Source organism: Bacillus cereus group sp. BceL062 (genome assembly GCF_051780025.1).
Classification (GTDB): Bacteria; Bacillota; Bacilli; order Bacillales; family Bacillaceae_G; genus Bacillus_A; species Bacillus_A toyonensis.
The window spans coordinates 352,341-369,898 of sequence record NZ_JBPWGY010000002.1; the positions used below are offsets into that span (position 1 = coordinate 352,341).

The window sequence follows — 17,558 nt, forward strand, 5'->3', positions numbered from 1 at the left end:
AAATGACAACGTTAAGAACTTGTGAACAGGGACACGAGTACTATAAAAGTAGCGATTGTCCAACTTGCCCAACCTGTGAGAAAGAGAGAAAACCAAAAGAAGGTTTTCTCTCTCTTCTTTCAGCGCCAGCAAGAAGGGCATTAGAACACCATGGAATTCAAACTGTAGAAGAACTCTCAAAATATAGTGAAAAAGAAATTTTAAAACTGCATGGTATGGGCCCCGCATCTTTACCAAAGCTTAGAAAGGCTTTGGAGGAGGGCGGATTATCATTTAAATAAATGGTGATGTAATGAATAATTTTCAAAGAAAAGATCCGTTACTATTTCATATAAAAAAGAGGTGTCACCTATAGGAGACACCTCTTTTTTACGCTGTTCCAATCTGATCTTGATCTGCCACATCAGAATCAAACGTATTTGTTGCACTAACACCGTTAAACGTATTCACGACAAACCCAACATTGGAAGCTCCAGATCCGTTATAGGCTTTCGTGTTTTCTTTCGGAGACACGTTATAAAAATCTCCTAAATTGAAAGAACCGTTACTGTTTTGAACGACGAGATTTCCAACAACAGAAGGCATACCATCCACCTACTTTACTAAGCTTTTTAATTACTATATGAATTATTGAGCGGAAGGTTCATCCGTAATATATTGGCGGATTTGCATAATACGAGAGTTATTAAAAACATAATCAACATTTCCAATTTGAAAGCAACCAGAATTTAAAAGTGTTCGCAATTCAACGTTATTTACTTCAATAAAAGGGCATTCATTTATAATATTTAATTTGACATCTGTCGTTCGCTTTGGGATTGTAATGTGTTCATCTGTAAAGATTTCAAATGCATCTAAGCGCCCTTCACCTTTTATATAACAAGGGATTTCCCTGTGGACGGCAAGAGCTCTACTTTTTAATTCCATTTGATTTGCATCTCCAACTTGAAATACAGCAGTAATCCCTAAAGAAATAATAGAAACATTTTGGACAATAGACACATGATGTAACATAATTTCTCAGTCTCCTTAACCTGGAGTAGGAGGGACATCTGTTACTAATGGTACAAATGGACCCTCTGTAACAGTTTCAAACGGTGTATCAAGAATAGAAGATAAAATGAGGAAATTTGCATCCCCAATTAAAAAGAGAGCGGACGAGGATACACCGTTCATTTTAATCTGTCCGACTTTTAACTCACGATTTACAACGTTAAGATTCATACATACTTACTCCTTTCGGAAATTTCCCGGTATGTGCTGAATAAAGGATAGAAAGGCTTTGTCGATATCTTGTTTCATTGCTTGAATAATGAGGTCTCGTAAATAATCTGGATCTGTTGAAACACCTTCATATGATTGAGCTTGTGATAAATAATAAGGAAGTCTATGCTCCATCTGTTTTTTTATGTCATCAACCATCATTTGTCGATACATTTCATCAAGCGGTGTTCTCTCTTCTTGTTCAAAATGGAGAATTCGATTATATGCTTCTTCATCTAAGTAGCGATGCATTTCTTGAAGGATACCTTGATAAAAGTCAGGGTTGGTGTCAGTTTCAGGATTGACCTTCAATGTTTCTGTATCAACTTGAAAATCTTCAATTTGTTGTCCTTTTGTTGAAAATGGATTTAAACCAATATTTAAAGTGCCATTTAAATTTTCTACTTTTAATTGATCGAATTTGTATTCCACTTTTCCTATAGAAGAGGAGGGGCGACTTTTTAATTCATTAAGCTCTTCTTGTAATTGGCGGACTTGATCTTCTAGGCTAAGGATGGTTGCTTGTTGTATTTGGAGAGCTTGCTGAAGTTGGTGTAAGTAAGTATATATATCTTGATTCATTTTGTGAAACCTCCTTTTCAATAGGGAGGGTAAATATATTCCTGATATATATTTATGACAAGGATGTCTTAAGAAGAACTATTTGATGGTTTGATAGAAATAATTTGTCCTTTCGCCTGTAATGGGCGAAGAGGCTCTGTAAAACCACCCGTATTTGAAAATTTAGATAGAGCTTTAATACTTCCGGCTGTACCAATTTGGAATACAGAAGAAGTCGTAATGCTATCGATTCTAATACTGTTAATGATAATACTTTGGTTCACGTAAAAATTCAATGCAATTGCCTCCTTTAAGTTGAACCAATTATCGCTTGATCGATTACATCTGAATCATTGACAGTCGTTGCGCTTTGATAATTGTAGACAGAAACATTATCTCCAACGTTAAAAGAGCCGGCCCCAGCGAAAGCGCGTGAATAACTAATAGGCCTAATCGCAAATACATCTCCAATGTGAAAAATACCACTTGACCCAATATTGACGATACGAATATGTCCGACCATAGCTGGCATATAAAACACCTTTCGTTTTTAAAATTTTCTTTTCTACTATTGTATGGGCGTTTTCAATAAAATGTGTGTTTTTTTGAAATAAAAGAAACACACACGTTATTGCGTGTGTGTTTCGAGTGTTTGATTATGGTGAAAATCCGTATGTACATGCCAAATTACATTTAAGAGCCTGTCCAGTTCTTGGCTACAATCCACTGTTTTTTGAGAAGTCATTCCGTAGCGTTCAGCAAAATAGATCATTTTTTCACGTTTTTTTTCAATAGCTTGCTCAAACATTGAAATCGGCTCCATCTCTAAATGAAATTTTTAGTATATATGTAGTACATATTATACAAAAATCGCATAAAAAAGAAACAACTTCGCTAAAAAAAGTAAAAATTCTACATTTTATGCCAAATAATGAATGAGTAACGAATAAGGTGCGAGAAGAATATTGTAAAAATTAGCGCGCATGAGAAGGTTTTTTTCTTATAGATGCGAATACAATTAAATGGTATGAGTTTTAGGATGGAGAGTGGAAATATTGCGTTTTGTAACGGCGAAGAAAGAGGAAAAGGTATTTGTAGGTATTGTAGACGAAGAGGAAGAAAAAGTACTGCACTTAAGAGAAGCGCAAAGACAAAAAGGGGAAAAGGTTACGATTCCGATTACAATGTTAGAGTGTATTGAAAGAGGGACTGAATGTCTTGAGAAAATATGTGAAATTGTAAATTGGGCAAAGGAAAATGAAGGGGTAGCGTATTATCCGTTAACAGAGGTGAAAATATTAGCACCAATTCCAAGGCCAAGAAAGAATATACTTTGTGTTGGGAAAAACTATCGTGAACATGCAATCGAGATGGGCGGAGTAGAGTCTATTCCGGAAAATATAATGATTTTTACGAAAGCACCAACAACAGTTATTGGAATTGATGAGAAAATCAATGGGCATTCCCACGCAACGAATGAACTAGATTATGAAGGGGAACTAGCTATTGTTATTGGTAAGCGAGGGAAGCAAATAAAAAAAGAAAAAGCGCTTGACCATGTTTTCGGATATACAGTTATAAATGATGTAACCGCTCGTGACATTCAAAGGAAACATAAACAGTTTTTCCTTGGGAAAAGCTTCGATACGTTTTGTCCGATGGGACCGTATTTAATGCATAAATCAATGGTTGAAACGCCGAACGCATTACACATCGAAACAGTAGTAAATGGAGAAGTAAGACAAACTTCAAACACAAATAAAATGATTTTTTCAATTGAAGAAATTATTTCAACGATAAGTAAAGGGATGACATTAGAACCAGGCGATATTATCGCAACAGGAACGCCGTCTGGTGTCGGAAAGGGCTTTACACCACCGAAGTTTTTACACGTTGGTGATGAAGTGGTCATTACAGTAGAGGGAATTGGTACTTTGCGAAATGTAGTGAAATGAAGAAAAAAGCTATCTTGTATAAAGATAGCTTTTTTCTATGGTCTCGGGTTATAGAGGTAATCGATAACGGCAAAAGTGTAAAGACCAATTAATGCAAGTGTACAAATGCCAAATAATATAACCGCAAGTGCGCTTTTTTCTCGTCCAAATCCAATAATAGTAAGAATAACAGCAGTCCAAAATGATGCTTTCAGTAGTGTGAGTGTAGTAGGAGTTGAGTAATGAAGCTATGTTGTGGAAAGGATGAAACCAAAGAATGTAACTAAAATAAAAGCTGTAGCTAAATAGTTAATATGTTTACCATATCTTAATAGCATGTCGCACCTCCTTCTATGAATGAAAATACAGAAAATTACAATTAAACTTTAATATAAATCACTATAAAAGGAAAGAGGTTGTCCTAACGTGTAGGACAACCTCTCTATCATTACGATAATACAGCTTTAATTTTTTGGAATGCCCACTCTAAATCTTCTTCAGAGATTACTAGAGGTGGTGCGATACGAATTACATTTTCGTGTGTTTCTTTACATAATAGACCAGCTGCTTTTAGTTGTTCACAGTAAGGACGAGCTGGCTCGTTTAATTCGATACCGATGAATAAACCTTTACCGCGAACGTCAGTAATCATTGGGTTATCAATTTCTTTTAATTGCCCAACTAATTTTTCTCCTAATTGAAGAGAACGCTCTGTTAATTTTTCTTCTTCTAACACTTCAAGAGCTGCGATAGAAACAGCACATGCAAGTGGGTTACCACCGAATGTAGAACCGTGAGAACCTGGCTCGAATACACCTAAAATGTCGCGGTTTGCTGCAACGCAAGAGATTGGGAATACGCCGCCACCAAGTGCTTTACCAAGTATGTACATGTCAGGAGTTACATCGTCCCAGTCACAAGCAAATACTTTACCAGTACGGCCTAAGCCTGTTTGGATTTCATCAGCTACAAATAAAACGTTTTCTTTTTTACATACTTCAAGAGCTTCTTTTAAGAAACCAGCTGGTGGAATGTTAATTCCTGCTTCACCTTGAATTGGCTCTAAAATGAATGCTGCTGTATTTGGTGTAATTGCAGCTTTTAACGCTTCTAAATCACCGTAAGGAATTACAATAATGCCAGGAAGCATTGGACCGAAGCCACGCTTGTACTCTTCGTTTGATGACATAGAAACAGCACCCATCGTACGTCCGTGGAAGTTATCTTCACAAACGATGATTTCAGCGCGGTTTGCTTCTACTTTTTTCACATCATAAGCCCAGCGGCGAGCTGTTTTAATTGCAGTTTCAACAGCTTCTGCACCTGTATTCATTGGAAGTACCATTTCTTTATTAGTTAGTTTCGCAACTTTTTCGTACCAAGGGCCTAATTGATCACTATGGAAAGCACGAGAAGTTAACGTAACACGATTAGCTTGGTCAATTAAAGCGTTAATAATTTTTGGGTGACGATGACCTTGGTTAACTGCAGAATATGCACTTAATAAGTCCATATAGCGATTTCCTTCAGGATCTTCTACCCAAACGCCTTCTGCCTTAGAAATAACGATTGGAAGTGGGTGATAGTTATTTGCTCCGTATGTGTCTGTAAGTTCGATAATATCCTTAGTTTGAATCATGATTGTTCCCCCTTTTGTTATTACAAGAAGTTTGTAAATACTCTAAATATTATATCATTTAAATGTAAAAAAGCGAAACATTTCCTGAAAATAAATGAACATGTTATCATATAGAGTGAAAAAGTGTGAAAAGAGGAGGTAGGGGATACGATGGTACATATGCATATTACAGCATGGGCGTTAGGTTTAATTTTATTCTTCGTTGCGTATTCACTTTATTCAGCAGGAAGAAAAGGGAAAGGTGTACATATGGGGCTTCGTCTTATGTACATTATCATTATTGTGACAGGTTTCATGTTGTACATGGGTATTATGAAAACTGCAACAAGTAACATGCACATGTGGTACGGTTTAAAAATGATAGCTGGTATTTTAGTTATCGGTGGAATGGAAATGGTTCTTGTGAAAATGAGCAAGAATAAGGCAACAGGGGCAGTTTGGGGATTATTTATTGTCGCACTAGTAGCGGTATTTTACCTTGGACTGAAATTACCGATTGGTTGGCAAGTATTCTAATAAAAAATAAAACCACCGTATCTCTCAAATGTTTGGGGGATACGGTGGTTTTTATTTTTATGTCGCATCGATATGCAACTCTTCTCCATTTACTTTCGTAAAACGGAAAATATTTTTATTTGAAGAAGAGTGACGAACGAAATGGTGCTGCAGTGTACAGATCATCTCTTCATTATCAAATAAAAGAATATTTACTCCCTCGCATGCTTCCTCTTTCGGTAAGAAGGATAAATAATTATGGCAATACATGCAATCATATAGAGAGTAATGAAGTGATTGCAATGATTCTGTTAATAACGCAAAAACAGAATCGGGTAATTCCTCAAGCCATTCATGGTAGCTAAGGAGTAATTTTTTACGAATGCGTATCATTTCCCCGTTTTGGAGGGGGTGTTGTTCATTTGCGATTTGCAATATGTTTTGTTCATAAAAACGAGCTGGTAGCCAGTTGTTGTTATATAAAACCTCAAAGCCATCTTCGGCAATATCTTCTAATAAAAATGCTTCGTCATTTTCATCATCAAAGAATACCCATTCATTGTTTATATATTCTACATTACCGACTGAATGAGCACGAGGCTGGTTATATAAAATATGTTTACGTTGTATCATACACGATTTCTCCTTTATGAAAAGTAGTTATTCTTGTTATAGACAGTTCGCGCGTTCTTTATAACTAGACACATCCGGACATAGGTGGGCATACAATAAAACACGTTTTACTGAGTGAAATTACTATTCCGTATACGGATGGTAGGTTATCGTCAAGTTTGTCATTTTTTTGTATCCGCACTTTTAGAGTGGGGATTACTGCACGTTCAGGAAAAGTAATAAGATGGAAGGATGATTTATATGTGCGGGATTACAGGATGGGTGGATTATAAACGCTCATTAGAAGGAGAAAGGGCCGTCGTTATGAAGATGGCTGAGACGTTAGCGAAGCGTGGCCCAGATGATAATAAAGTTTGGATTAAGGGTAATGTCGCGTTTGGGCATAAACGGTTAATCGTTGTTGACCCTGAGGGTGGTAAACAGCCGATGACTTGTTTAAAGGATGAAGCGAATTATGCAATTTGCTATAACGGCGAACTTTATAACACGGAAGACATTCGAAAGGAACTTTTAAGAAGAGGATATACGTTCAAAGGTCATTCTGATACGGAAGTATTATTAGCATCGTATATTGAATGGAAAGAAGAATGTGTCGATCATTTAAACGGTATATATGCGTTTGCTGTATGGGACGAACGGAAAGAACAAGTATTTATTGCAAGAGATCGATTAGGTGTAAAACCGCTATTTTATAAATATGATAGTGGACGATTACTATTTGGCTCAGAGTTAAAAGCGATACTAGCGCATCCTGATGTGAAGGCTGAAGTAACGTTAGAAGGGTTATCGGAAATATTCGGCCTCGGACCATCTAGAACGCCTGGTCACGGTATTTATGCTGGTATAAAAGAATTACGACCGGGCCACGCAATGACATTTTCAAAAAATGGTTTATGTATATGGAGATATTGGAATGTAGAAAGCAAAAAACATGAAGATGCCTTTGAAGAAACAGTAGAGAAAACACGCTTTTTATTACAAGATGCTATTACAAGGCAACTCGTTTCTGATGTACCGTTATGCACTTTTTTATCAGGTGGTGTAGATTCAAGTGCTATAACAGCAATTGCCGCAAAAGAATATGAAAGATCAGGGAAAGGGCCATTACACACGTATTCTATTGACTATGAAGATAATGAAAAATATTTTAAAGCAAATGCATTCCAACCCAATTCAGATGCGCCGTTTATTAATTTAATGACTGAAACGTTTCAAACGACTCACCATCGTTGCGTCATTTCAAATGAACTGCTAGCAGAGTGTTTAACAGAAGCGGTGCTCGTTCGTGATTTGCCTGGTATGGCAGATATCGATTCCTCATTATTATGGTTTTGCCGCGAAATTAAACAAGACTTTGTCGTCGGTTTATCTGGAGAATGTGCAGATGAAATCTTCGGTGGGTATCCATGGTTTTATAGAGAAGATGATTTACAATCAAGTGCATTCCCATGGATGCGCTCTACAGAAGCACGTGAACAACTTCTGAAGAAAGAATGGAGAAGTAAATTAAATTTACAACAATATGTACAAAGGCGCTATGAAGAATCCATTCAAGAAGTTCCTATTTTAGAGGGAGAAAGCCCACTAGAAGCGAAGAGACGACAATTATTTTATTTAAACATGGTATGGTTTATGACAACATTATTAGACAGAAAAGACCGCATGAGTATGGGAGCGAGCTTAGAAGTGCGCGTTCCATTTGCGGACCACCGACTTGTCGAATATGCGTGGAATATTCCTTGGGAAATGAAAATGTATGAAAACCGCGAAAAAGGTCTATTGCGTAAAGCTTTAGAAGGGATACTTCCACATGACATTTTATATAGAAAGAAGAGTCCTTATCCGAAAACGCATAACCCGCATTATACAAAAGCGGTAACAGTATGGCTACAAGATTTATTAACGGATAAAGGCTCAATTTTGCATGAATTGTTTGATAAAGAGCAATTGAATGGATTAATCCACTCAGGCGGAAGTGCATTCCAAACACCTTGGTTCGGTCAATTAATGACTGGGCCGCAACTTCTAGCTCATTTAGCACAAATTCACGTTTGGTTTAAAGAGTATGGGGTAAATATTAAAGAATAGCAGAAAAGCGGCTTACATGTACGTGAGCCGCTTTTTTTATTAAATAAATTGTCATATAAAATTAAAAACAACCTTATAAATAATATTTATTTAGAATTATTATTTTGACGTACTTATTATTGCTTGTTATAATTGGAAACAAACGTTCTTGAAAAAGATTCTCATTTTCAAAAATTGAGGTGTGAAATAGATGGCAAAGAAAAAAATAGGTTTACTCGTAATGGCGTATGGAACGCCGGAGTCATTGGATGATGTAGAAGCGTATTATACACATATCCGTCATGGGCGTAAGCCAACAGAAGAAGCGCTCCAAGATTTAATCGGGCGTTATAAAGCAATTGGTGGAATATCACCGCTTGCGAAAATTACGAAAGAGCAAGCGCATAAATTAACGGATTCAATGAATAATATATTTACAGAGTATGAATTTACTTGTTACTTAGGATTAAAACATATTGCACCATTTATAGAAGACGCAGTAGAAGAGATGAAGAAAGATGGGATTGAGCATGCGATTAGTATCGTATTAGCACCGCATTACTCTACATTCAGCATTAAAGCATATAATGAACGCGCGATTCGTCTTTCAGAAGACATTGGTGGCCCTGTTATTGAACCAATTGAACAATGGTACGATGAACCGAAGTTTATTTCCTATTGGGCAGATCAAATAAAAGAAACGTTTACAAAAGTTAAAGATAAAGAAAAAGCAGTCGTAATTTTTTCGGCGCATAGTTTACCAGAAAAAATTATTGCAGCAGGTGATCCATATGTAGAGCAATTACGGCAAACAGCAGATTTAATTGCTACAGAAGCACGCATAAAGCACTATACAATTGGTTGGCAAAGTGCAGGAAATACTCCAGATCCATGGATTGGACCGGATGTGCAAGATTTAACGAGAGATTTGTTTGAAGAGTATGGATATGAATCTTTCATATATTGCCCAGTTGGATTTGTGGCAGAGCATTTGGAAGTTTTATATGACAACGACTATGAATGTAAGGTTGTAACGGATAAATTAAAAGTCCAATATTTTAGACCGAATATGCCAAATGCACAACCTGTATTTATTGATTGTTTAGCTGAAATTGTTTCCAAAAAAATGAAGGAAATGGTTGACAAAGATTTAGTTTTGAATAATAATTAATTTATAATGATTTTAAATAAATAATAATTACTATGAAAGAAAGAGGAGGATCCCCCAGATGAATCCAAATAATCGCTTAACAACAAACCAAGGTGCTCCAGTTGGAGATAACCAAAACTCTCGTACAGCTGGTCGCCGTGGGCCGGTATTGTTAGAAGACTACCATTTAGTAGAAAAACTTGCACATTTTGATCGTGAACGTATTCCAGAGCGTGTTGTGCATGCGCGTGGTGCAGGTGCTCACGGTGTATTCGTAACGAAAAACAGCATGAAGCAATATACGAAAGCCGCATTTTTACAAAATGAAGGAACTGAAACGCCTGTATTTGTTCGTTTCTCAACGGTTATTCATGGTCAAGGTTCTCCGGAAACAGCTCGTGATCCACGTGGGTTCGCTGTTAAATTTTATACAGAAGAAGGAAATTACGATATCGTAGGTAACCACTTACCAGTCTTCTTCATTCGTGATGCAATTAAATTCCCTGATATGGTGCATTCTTTAAAACCAGCACCTGATACAAACATTCAAACGCCAGATCGTTACTGGGATTTCATGACGTTAAGTCCAGAATCTACACATATGATGACGTGGGTATTTTCTGATTACGGTACACCAGCGAGTTATCGTGAAATGGAAGGTTTCGGTGTCCATTCATTTAAATGGATTAATGCAGAAGGTAAAATCGTCTATATTAAATATCACTGGAAACCACAGCAAGGTGTACGTAACTTAAATGCAAAAGAAGTGCAAGAAGTGCAAGGGAAAGACTTCAACCATGCAACTCGTGACTTGTTCGATGCAATCGAAAAAGGAAATTATCCGAAGTGGGATTTACACGTACAAGTGATGCAACTAGATGAAACGGATTCTTTAGACTTTGATCCACTAGATCCAACGAAAGTATGGCCAGAAGATCGTTTCCCATTAATGGAAGTAGGAACAATGACGTTAAATCGTAATCCGAAAAACTTCTTCGCGGAAGTAGAACAAGTGGCGTTCTCTCCAAGTGCAACTGTAAATGGTATTGAACCATCTGAAGATAAATTATTACAAGGACGTTTATTCTCTTACCCAGATACACAGCGTTATCGCCTTGGTGCAAACTACTTACAAATTCCTGTAAACTGCCCATATGCAGCTGTTCATAACCAACAACGTGATGGTGCAATGCAAGTAAATCAAAACCCATCTACGGTAAACTACGAACCGAGCCGTCATACGGAAAATCCGGTTGAAGATCCAACTTACCGCGATTCAACTATGAAAGTAGAAGGCTACGTATCTCGTGAAAAAATTGAGAAACCAAATGACTTCAAACAAGCAGGTGAGCGTTACCGTTCATTTTCTAAAGAAGAGCAAGATAACTTAATTGCAAACTTAACAAACGACTTAAAAGACGTAAATGAGCGCACGAAATTATTAGCTGTTTGTAACTTCTTCCGTGCAGATCAAGGGTACGGTATGCGTTTAGCTCAAGCGTTAAATGTTGATATTACGCAATATGTAGGGAATGCTCCGAAATAAATATAAAAAGACGACCGGTTTTCGGTCGTCTTTTTATATGTAAAATAAGCTTTACACGGGGTATTTTTCGTTTTTGTCATGTCGAAATTTGTTGGTAAATCGATATTTTGTGTCGAAACGTCGATATAATGAAAGAATCGCTGATATATTTAAAAAATCGTCGATATATCCGAATAATCGCTGATATATTCATGAATATACCAACTAGGGTATACCACCGACAGTATAATAAAAAGAGATGCAATCTACTAGTAGTAGATTGCATCTCTTTTTTAATTCACTCGCTCAGTATACTCATAAGCCTTCTCACCGTGCATCGAAATATCAAGTCCCATATGTTCTTCGTGCTCATCTACCCGAACAGGGAGGAAGTAGTTGATCGCTTTAATAATGGCGTATGTCATTATAATTGTGAATGCATATGTTGCTCCGATTGCGACAAGTTGTTTAAATAGTAAAGCTGTGTTTCCGTAAAACAGACCGTTAGCGCCATCACCGTTTACAGTAGTAGTTGCGAAAAGTCCAGTTGCAATACCGCCCCAAGTTCCTCCGATGCCGTGACATCCGAATGCATCAAGTGTATCGTCGTACCCGAATTTCGTTTTTAAGAAGAAGACAGCACCGAAACATAATACGCCGCCAATTGCTCCGATAAGAAGGGCGGAGAAAGGTGTAACAAATCCGCAAGCTGGCGTAATTGCGACTAGACCGGAAACAACCCCGCAAGCAGCTCCCATCGCAGTCGGTTTCGATTGGAAGAACCATTCAGATAGCATCCAAGTTAGAGCAGAGGCAGCGGCGGCTATATTTGTATTAATAAATGCAGTTAAAGCGACGTCGTTTAATGATAATGCACTCCCGACGTTAAAACCGAACCACCCGAACCATAGTAAACCTGCACCTAACATCGTAAATGGTAAATGGTGAGGAGAGGTACCGTTTATGTTTTTTCGTTTTCCGAGGAAAATCGCTAATACAAGACCGGCAACACCAGAAGTGATATGAACGACATTACCACCAGCGAAGTCTAACGCGCCAAGTTCTCTTAGCCATCCGCCAACGCCCCATACCCAATGAGCGACGGGATTGTAAACGAGTGTTGTCCATAGAAGAATAAAAATAAGAAAGGCAGAAAAACGCATTCTTTCAGCGAATGCACCTGAAATTAAAGCTGGAGTTAAAATAGCGAACATGAGTTGGAACATCATAAATAAATTGTGAGGAATAGTAGATGAGTAGTCTGGATTTGGTGTGTAGGTAACTCCGTTTAAGCCGAACCAATCGAGATTGCCTATAAGTCCGTGCCAATCTGGTCCGAAAGATAAAGAATAACCGATTACAATCCACTGAATTGAGACGATAGCCATTGCGCTGTAGCTGTGCATCGTTGTACTCAATACATTTTTACTACGAACCATGCCTCCGTAAAAAAGTGCTAATCCTGGTGTCATTAACATGACCATTACTGTCGTTACAAACATAAAAACTGTATCTCCCGTATTCATTCAATCCCCTCCTGTAATGTTAGAAAATGTTACATTGTTTGTTATGTTTCATATCATATTCGAAATTGAGGTGAAAATCAACTAAATTTTTAGAAAATTCTATTAATCATGTAAGAAAATCTAACATTATGTATTTTTGAAGGAATGAAATCAGCGTATGCGATTTGTTTGTAAAATTGGTATAATATTCTTACAATTAAAAAACTTGGGGGATGCGTGTGGAAAAAATACGGACTAGGAACCTATTCATTTGTTTTTGTTTAGCTGTCGTTTTGTTTGTACCAATACATACTTTTGCAGATGAAAAAAGAGAGTGGCGAGATGAAGTCATATATTCGATTATGATTGATCGCTTCAATAATGGAGAACCGAAAAATGACAAGCAGTTAGACGTTGGTAATTTAGAAGGTTATCAGGGCGGAGATATAAGAGGAATTATAAAAAGGCTGGATTATATAAAAGAAATGGGTTTTACGACTGTTATGCTTTCGCCGCTTTTTGAAAGTGGACAGTATGATGGATTAGACGTGCGAAATTTTCAAAAAGTAAATGAACATTTCGGAACAGAAAATAATCTGAAAGAGCTTGTAAAAGAAGCTCACGAAAAAGGAATGAAAGTTGTATTTCAATTTCCATTTGGAGAAAACGAACAACAAGTAATCGACTCGATGAAATGGTGGGTAAAAGAAGTCGATTTAGATGGAAGTTATGTAATACATAGTGAAAAAAAGCCGCGTTCTTTCTGGGGTGACGTTCAAAAGGATATGCAAGTGATAAAGAAAGATTTTCGTATTATGACAAAAGAAGATAGTGAATACAATGAAAAAATAGTAGAATCGTTTTCCGAAGCGGATGTATCGGTGAAATCGTTATATGATGTGAGTAAAAAAGAAGGGGATTTTGTTACGTTTTTAGATAATCAAGAAACAAAAAGGTTTGCACGTATCGCAAAAGAAAATATGTATTATCCGCCATCACGTTTGAAACTAGCTCTTACCTATTTATTAACATCACCAGGGATTCCGAATTTTTATTACGGAACTGAAATCGCATTAGATGGAGGAAGTGTACCGGATAATCGCCGATTAATGGATTTTAAATCAGATGAAAAGTTTATGCAGCACATAACAAAGCTTGGCGAACTTAGACAAATGAGACCATCTTTACGACGTGGTACGTTTGAACTTTTATATGATAAAGATGGAATGAGTATATTAAAACGAAAGTACAAAGATGAAGTAACATTAGTAGCAATTAATAATACGAAAGAAACACAAAAAGTTTCCTTACCTGCAAGTGCAATTGGTGAAAAACAACAGTTAAGAGGATTGTTAGAAGACGAAATTATAAGAGAAGAAAACGGGAAGTTCTATCTCGTTTTAAAGCGCGAAGAATCGAATGTGTATACTGTTAGTAAAGAAACAGGTGTGAATTGGTTATTTATCTCCTTAATCGTCGGTGTGAACGTATTATTTATTGCGTTTTTAATTGCGGTTAAAAGGAAACGCAGATGAGGTGAGATATTTGCAGAAAAAGAAGTTGCTCGCTCTATGTTCATGTCTTATTATCGTATTTGTAAGTTTGTATTTTGGGAACATCGGTGACGATAGGGAATTTGTTCGGTGGGGTGATAGTATTCATTCTGTTGACACAGCAGTTCTTAAGAAAAATAATATTCAATACAAAATCGAAAATGATAAAGTGTATATTTCGAAAAAATCATTTGATAAAGCGATATGGTGCTGCTCTTAATAAATACAAAAACTCCTCTAATTAAGAGGAGTTTTCTTTTTAGCGATAGTTAATGAATTGTACGTCAATCGGTAAGTCAGCACTGCGAACGGCTGCGATTACTGCTTGTAAGTCATCACGGCTTTTCGCTGTAACACGTACTTGATCATCTTGTACTTGTGTTTTCACTTTTAATTTCATTTCTTTAATGATGTTGTTAATTTTTTTCGCGTTATCTTTATCGATACCTTGTTGCAACGTTGCACGTTGGCGAACAGTGTTGCCAGTCGCAGCTTCCACTTTTCCATAGTCCAAGTTTTTAATTGGAACGTTACGTTTTACAAGTTTAGAAATTAAAACGTCTTTTACTTGGTCTAATTTGAACTCGTCGTCAGAAGTTAAAACAAGTACTTCTTTTTCTAGTTTAATATCACTTTTACTTCCTTTAAAGTCATATCGGTTTTGGATTTCCTTTAAAGCGATGTTAATTGCGTTTGTTACTTCAGGTAATTCTACTTTCGAAACGATGTCAAAAGAACTATCTTTTGCCATAGTTAGCACCTCCAAATAAATTTCTAATCTTTTTATGTACTGTACATACTAAAGTATAGCTGAAAACGAGCTTAGACTTAAGTGTTTTCATACTTATATTCATGTAACCTCACTTTATTATAGTGAATTTTGGGCAGTTGGACAAATGAAGGAAAAATCGTGTTATAATTAACTTTTGTTTGGAATGATAAAAAAGATAACTTTATATATATAGAAGGGAATTAAAAAATATGTATTTGCAATTAGGATCGATTGAACAGGTAACTGTTTTACGCGAAACGGAAATCGGATATATGGTTGGGAATGAAGAGGAAGAAATTTTCCTACATAAAAACGAAGTAGCTGGAGAAATTGAAGAAGGCGATACAATTGATGTATTCTTATACCTTGATCACCAAAATCGTATTTCAGCAACAATGAAGGAGCCAATTATTACAACACATGATTGGAATTGGGTAAAGGTTGTAGAAGTTATTCCTAGTTTAGGTGTGTTTGTTGATATTGGTGTATCAAAAGATATACTAATTCCACTTGATGAGTTCCCGATTTATATGCCAGTATGGCCGGAAGTAGGCGACGAATTATATTGTACGTTAAAATTAACGAATCGTGATCGTTTAATCGCTCTTCCAGCAAGAGACAGTGATATGCAAGAAATTATCGTAGATGCGACGCCATCTATGCGTAATAAAAACGTCAATGGACGTGTGTATCGTTCACTTCAAGTTGGTTCATTCATACTAACTGATGAGCATTTCCGTGCTTTCTTACACCATACAGAAAGAAAAGAACAAGTCCGCATCGGTGAGCGTGTAACAGGTCGTATTATTGACGTGAAAGATGACGGTACAATCAACATTTCACTTCTTCCTCGTAAAGAAGAAGGAATGGAAGATGATGCTGCAGTAATTTATGAATATATAGAAGAAAGAGGCGGAGCAATGCCGTTTTGGGATAAGAGCCACCCAGAAGACATTAAAGAACGTTTCAATATGAGTAAAGCTGCGTTTAAGCGGGCGCTTGGTAAAATGATGAAAGAAGAAAAGATTTACCAAGAAGAAGGTTGGACTTACTTTAAGAAATAAAGTGAATGAAAAAGAACTATTTTTTCTCTAAATTTTTAAGAGAAAAAATAGTTCTTTTTTTATTATAAAGTAGATAAAAAGTAAATAAGGTGTAATAAAACGTTTAATCTACAAATATTTTACTGTATTTATAAGAAAAAAAGAATATAAAATGGTAAATTGTCAAAAAATACACAATATTGTCGTTTTTATATTGAAGACCATCAGAAAATTCTTTAAATTGTTAATTGTAAGAATGAAAACAGATGAGAATGGCCACGTACGTACGTATATCGCACCGAATGATGCTGGTGTAACGTATAATTATGATCAAACAGGAAACTATCGGATTTAGCTATTGCAACACCAAAGCAAATGCTACTATTAGAGAAATATGAGTATGACAAAACAGGAAACCGTACGAAGATTAAACATGAAAGTTCTGATGGGAAAATAACGGAAACAAATTACGTATACGATCCAATTAATCAATTATTAAAAGAATCTACACCAAATGGAACAGTTAGAGACTACACGTATGATGGATTTGGCAATCGTACGAGTGTGAAAGTAACAGAAAATGGAAAAGAAACGAAATCAGTAATCGCAACATTTAACGAAGGAAATCAACTTCTAAAATTCGGAAACGAATCGTTAACGTATGACGCAAATGGTAACCGTACATCAGATGGGAAATACACATACACATGAGACGAAGCAGACCAACTTGTTGCTGTAACGAAAAAAGGGGAAGGCAAACCGTTCGCAACATATAAATACGACAACGAAAACCGTCGTATTGAAAAGAACGTAAACGGACAAGTAACCCGTTACTTCTACGACGGTGACAGCATTAACCCGCTATACGAAACAGGCGGGAACGGAAAAGTCCTCCGTCAATACGTTTACAACAAAGACGGTGTCCGCCTAGCAATGACCGACAAAGATGGACAAATAGTCGCAAGCTATGAATATGATGCATGGGGTAACGTCTTAAAGAGTGAAGCAAAAGGAATCGCAGCAGACAACCCATTTGGATATGCAGGATACATGTATGATAAAGAAATTGGTATGTATTACTTGATCGCTCGTTACTACAATCCAGATCATGGTGTGCTCTTATCGGTGGATCCTGATCCAGGTGATGAGGATGATCCGGATGGGTATAAGGCAAAAAAAGTTGTAAGTGGATATAAATATTGGAAAACAGGTAAGCATGAATATTACCAAAGAAGTTATAAGCAAACTAAATTTAATTATTATTCGGGACAAATTGCGAGAGCAGTTGTCAGTTTTAATGCTGGTAGTGTAGTTAAGAACATTGCTTTAAAATATATAAAAGCTCCAAGTCGACAGAAGAGTTTAGAGATAGTAGGGGGCTATTATGTTGGGGGAAAATTTATAAGCCAGTCCCAGAA

The 17,558-nt window shown here is 36.6% G+C and carries 20 protein-coding genes and 2 pseudogenes; 10 read left to right on the forward strand and 12 right to left on the reverse strand.

Annotation, left to right across the window (positions count from 1 at the left end; genetic code table 11):
* The first annotated feature begins 2 nt into the window (after positions 1-2).
* Complete coding sequence (locus ACS2MN_RS07000) at positions 3-281, forward strand: RNA polymerase alpha subunit C-terminal domain-containing protein (RefSeq protein ID WP_000209822.1); 279 nt, start codon at positions 3-5, stop codon at positions 279-281.
* An 88-nt stretch (positions 282-369) separates the two neighbouring features.
* Here the strand turns inward: ACS2MN_RS07000 and gerPF are convergent, their stop codons facing one another.
* The 7 genes from gerPF to ACS2MN_RS07035 all read right to left on the reverse strand — a co-directional run bounded on the left by gerPF (position 370) and on the right by ACS2MN_RS07035 (position 2,632).
* On the reverse strand, positions 370-585 hold the full coding sequence (gerPF, locus tag ACS2MN_RS07005) for a spore germination protein GerPF (RefSeq protein ID WP_001141566.1): 216 nt from the start codon (positions 583-585) through the stop codon (positions 370-372).
* A 42-nt stretch (positions 586-627) separates the two neighbouring features.
* Positions 628-1,014, reverse strand: coding sequence for a spore germination protein GerPE (locus tag ACS2MN_RS07010; protein WP_000902326.1), 387 nt, complete (start codon positions 1,012-1,014; stop codon positions 628-630).
* 15 nt (positions 1,015-1,029) lie between these two features.
* Positions 1,030-1,224 carry a spore germination protein GerPD gene (gene gerPD, locus ACS2MN_RS07015; protein WP_001052804.1) on the reverse strand — a complete coding sequence of 65 codons (195 nt, stop codon included), beginning with the start codon at positions 1,222-1,224 and terminating at the stop codon, positions 1,030-1,032.
* A gap of 6 nt (positions 1,225-1,230) precedes the next feature.
* Positions 1,231-1,845 carry a spore germination protein GerPC gene (gene gerPC, locus ACS2MN_RS07020; RefSeq protein ID WP_001070755.1) on the reverse strand — a complete coding sequence of 205 codons (615 nt, stop codon included), beginning with the start codon at positions 1,843-1,845 and terminating at the stop codon, positions 1,231-1,233.
* 68 nt (positions 1,846-1,913) lie between these two features.
* Complete coding sequence (gene gerPB, locus ACS2MN_RS07025) at positions 1,914-2,120, reverse strand: spore germination protein GerPB (protein ID WP_001012514.1); 207 nt, start codon at positions 2,118-2,120, stop codon at positions 1,914-1,916.
* 14 nt (positions 2,121-2,134) lie between these two features.
* Positions 2,135-2,356, reverse strand: coding sequence for a spore germination protein GerPA (gerPA, locus tag ACS2MN_RS07030; RefSeq protein WP_001111187.1), 222 nt, complete (start codon positions 2,354-2,356; stop codon positions 2,135-2,137).
* A gap of 96 nt (positions 2,357-2,452) precedes the next feature.
* The gene (locus tag ACS2MN_RS07035) at positions 2,453-2,632 is read right to left on the reverse strand and encodes an aspartyl-phosphate phosphatase Spo0E family protein (RefSeq protein ID WP_000462843.1); all 180 of its coding nucleotides are present in this window, start codon (positions 2,630-2,632) and stop codon (positions 2,453-2,455) included.
* Between the two features lie 247 nt (positions 2,633-2,879).
* Here ACS2MN_RS07035 and ACS2MN_RS07040 point away from each other — a divergent pair, with 247 nt between their 5' ends.
* Entirely contained in the window at positions 2,880-3,779 is a 900-nt protein-coding gene (locus tag ACS2MN_RS07040) for a fumarylacetoacetate hydrolase family protein (RefSeq protein ID WP_346994091.1), read from the forward strand.
* A 35-nt stretch (positions 3,780-3,814) separates the two neighbouring features.
* Here ACS2MN_RS07040 and ACS2MN_RS07045 read toward each other — a convergent pair.
* A pseudogene (locus ACS2MN_RS07045) lies at positions 3,815-4,096 on the reverse strand (hypothetical protein).
* A gap of 110 nt (positions 4,097-4,206) precedes the next feature.
* Positions 4,207-5,397, reverse strand: a complete 1,191-nt coding sequence (rocD, locus tag ACS2MN_RS07050; protein WP_000616647.1) for an ornithine aminotransferase — start codon at positions 5,395-5,397, stop codon at positions 4,207-4,209.
* Between the two features lie 150 nt (positions 5,398-5,547).
* Here rocD and ACS2MN_RS07055 point away from each other — a divergent pair, with 150 nt between their 5' ends.
* Complete coding sequence (locus ACS2MN_RS07055) at positions 5,548-5,913, forward strand: YisL family protein (RefSeq protein WP_000233490.1); 366 nt, start codon at positions 5,548-5,550, stop codon at positions 5,911-5,913.
* 57 nt (positions 5,914-5,970) lie between these two features.
* On the opposite strand, the gene ACS2MN_RS07060 is transcribed toward ACS2MN_RS07055, so the two are convergent.
* Complete coding sequence (locus ACS2MN_RS07060; protein ID WP_000616037.1) at positions 5,971-6,525, reverse strand: DUF2777 domain-containing protein; 555 nt, start codon at positions 6,523-6,525, stop codon at positions 5,971-5,973.
* A 240-nt stretch (positions 6,526-6,765) separates the two neighbouring features.
* On the opposite strand from ACS2MN_RS07060, the gene asnB reads away from it, so the two are divergent.
* The 3 genes from asnB (at position 6,766) to katB (ending at position 11,288) form a co-directional block, all read left to right on the forward strand.
* Positions 6,766-8,613, forward strand: coding sequence for an asparagine synthase (glutamine-hydrolyzing) (gene asnB / locus ACS2MN_RS07065; protein ID WP_087950737.1), 1,848 nt, complete (start codon positions 6,766-6,768; stop codon positions 8,611-8,613).
* Between the two features lie 190 nt (positions 8,614-8,803).
* A complete protein-coding gene (gene hemH / locus ACS2MN_RS07070) occupies positions 8,804-9,763 on the forward strand; it encodes a ferrochelatase (RefSeq protein WP_097854897.1) in 960 nt (319 codons plus the stop codon).
* A gap of 58 nt (positions 9,764-9,821) precedes the next feature.
* On the forward strand, positions 9,822-11,288 hold the full coding sequence (katB, locus tag ACS2MN_RS07075) for a catalase KatB (RefSeq protein ID WP_098709749.1): 1,467 nt from the start codon (positions 9,822-9,824) through the stop codon (positions 11,286-11,288).
* 272 nt (positions 11,289-11,560) lie between these two features.
* On the opposite strand, the gene ACS2MN_RS07080 is transcribed toward katB, so the two are convergent.
* Positions 11,561-12,793, reverse strand: coding sequence for an ammonium transporter (locus tag ACS2MN_RS07080; protein WP_001091659.1), 1,233 nt, complete (start codon positions 12,791-12,793; stop codon positions 11,561-11,563).
* A gap of 218 nt (positions 12,794-13,011) precedes the next feature.
* Between ACS2MN_RS07080 and ACS2MN_RS07085 the strand changes: the two genes are divergently transcribed.
* Together ACS2MN_RS07085 and ACS2MN_RS07090 are read left to right on the forward strand one after the other, a co-directional pair.
* The gene (locus ACS2MN_RS07085; RefSeq protein ID WP_346994092.1) at positions 13,012-14,307 is read left to right on the forward strand and encodes an alpha-amylase family glycosyl hydrolase; all 1,296 of its coding nucleotides are present in this window, start codon (positions 13,012-13,014) and stop codon (positions 14,305-14,307) included.
* A gap of 10 nt (positions 14,308-14,317) precedes the next feature.
* Positions 14,318-14,545 carry a hypothetical protein gene (locus ACS2MN_RS07090; protein WP_346994093.1) on the forward strand — a complete coding sequence of 76 codons (228 nt, stop codon included), beginning with the start codon at positions 14,318-14,320 and terminating at the stop codon, positions 14,543-14,545.
* A 39-nt stretch (positions 14,546-14,584) separates the two neighbouring features.
* On the opposite strand, the gene ACS2MN_RS07095 is transcribed toward ACS2MN_RS07090, so the two are convergent.
* A complete protein-coding gene (locus ACS2MN_RS07095) occupies positions 14,585-15,076 on the reverse strand; it encodes a YajQ family cyclic di-GMP-binding protein (protein WP_001040146.1) in 492 nt (163 codons plus the stop codon).
* 230 nt (positions 15,077-15,306) lie between these two features.
* On the opposite strand from ACS2MN_RS07095, the gene ACS2MN_RS07100 reads away from it, so the two are divergent.
* The gene (locus ACS2MN_RS07100; protein WP_438894674.1) at positions 15,307-16,161 is read left to right on the forward strand and encodes a CvfB family protein; all 855 of its coding nucleotides are present in this window, start codon (positions 15,307-15,309) and stop codon (positions 16,159-16,161) included.
* A 232-nt stretch (positions 16,162-16,393) separates the two neighbouring features.
* Positions 16,394-17,298, forward strand: a pseudogene (locus ACS2MN_RS07105) (RHS repeat domain-containing protein); the annotation flags it as partial.
* Positions 17,299-17,558: the final 260 nt, after the last annotated feature.

Excerpts from the sequence above, each read along its gene's own strand:
- ACS2MN_RS07000 (WP_000209822.1), top strand. The coding sequence starts at position 3 with ATGACAACGTTAAGAACTTGTGAACAGGGACACGAGTACTATAAAAGT.
- gerPF (WP_001141566.1), bottom strand. The coding sequence starts at position 585 with ATGCCTTCTGTTGTTGGAAATCTCGTCGTTCAAAACAGTAACGGTTCT.
- ACS2MN_RS07010 (WP_000902326.1), bottom strand. The coding sequence starts at position 1,014 with ATGTTACATCATGTGTCTATTGTCCAAAATGTTTCTATTATTTCTTTA.
- gerPD (WP_001052804.1), bottom strand. The coding sequence starts at position 1,224 with ATGAATCTTAACGTTGTAAATCGTGAGTTAAAAGTCGGACAGATTAAA.
- gerPC (WP_001070755.1), bottom strand. The coding sequence starts at position 1,845 with ATGAATCAAGATATATATACTTACTTACACCAACTTCAGCAAGCTCTC.
- gerPA (WP_001111187.1), bottom strand. The coding sequence starts at position 2,356 with ATGCCAGCTATGGTCGGACATATTCGTATCGTCAATATTGGGTCAAGT.
- ACS2MN_RS07035 (WP_000462843.1), bottom strand. The coding sequence starts at position 2,632 with ATGTTTGAGCAAGCTATTGAAAAAAAACGTGAAAAAATGATCTATTTT.
- rocD (WP_000616647.1), bottom strand. The coding sequence starts at position 5,397 with ATGATTCAAACTAAGGATATTATCGAACTTACAGACACATACGGAGCA.
- ACS2MN_RS07055 (WP_000233490.1), top strand. The coding sequence starts at position 5,548 with ATGGTACATATGCATATTACAGCATGGGCGTTAGGTTTAATTTTATTC.
- ACS2MN_RS07060 (WP_000616037.1), bottom strand. The coding sequence starts at position 6,525 with ATGATACAACGTAAACATATTTTATATAACCAGCCTCGTGCTCATTCA.
- asnB (WP_087950737.1), top strand. The coding sequence starts at position 6,766 with ATGTGCGGGATTACAGGATGGGTGGATTATAAACGCTCATTAGAAGGA.
- hemH (WP_097854897.1), top strand. The coding sequence starts at position 8,804 with ATGGCAAAGAAAAAAATAGGTTTACTCGTAATGGCGTATGGAACGCCG.
- katB (WP_098709749.1), top strand. The coding sequence starts at position 9,822 with ATGAATCCAAATAATCGCTTAACAACAAACCAAGGTGCTCCAGTTGGA.
- ACS2MN_RS07080 (WP_001091659.1), bottom strand. The coding sequence starts at position 12,793 with ATGAATACGGGAGATACAGTTTTTATGTTTGTAACGACAGTAATGGTC.
- ACS2MN_RS07095 (WP_001040146.1), bottom strand. The coding sequence starts at position 15,076 with ATGGCAAAAGATAGTTCTTTTGACATCGTTTCGAAAGTAGAATTACCT.
- ACS2MN_RS07100 (WP_438894674.1), top strand. The coding sequence starts at position 15,307 with ATGTATTTGCAATTAGGATCGATTGAACAGGTAACTGTTTTACGCGAA.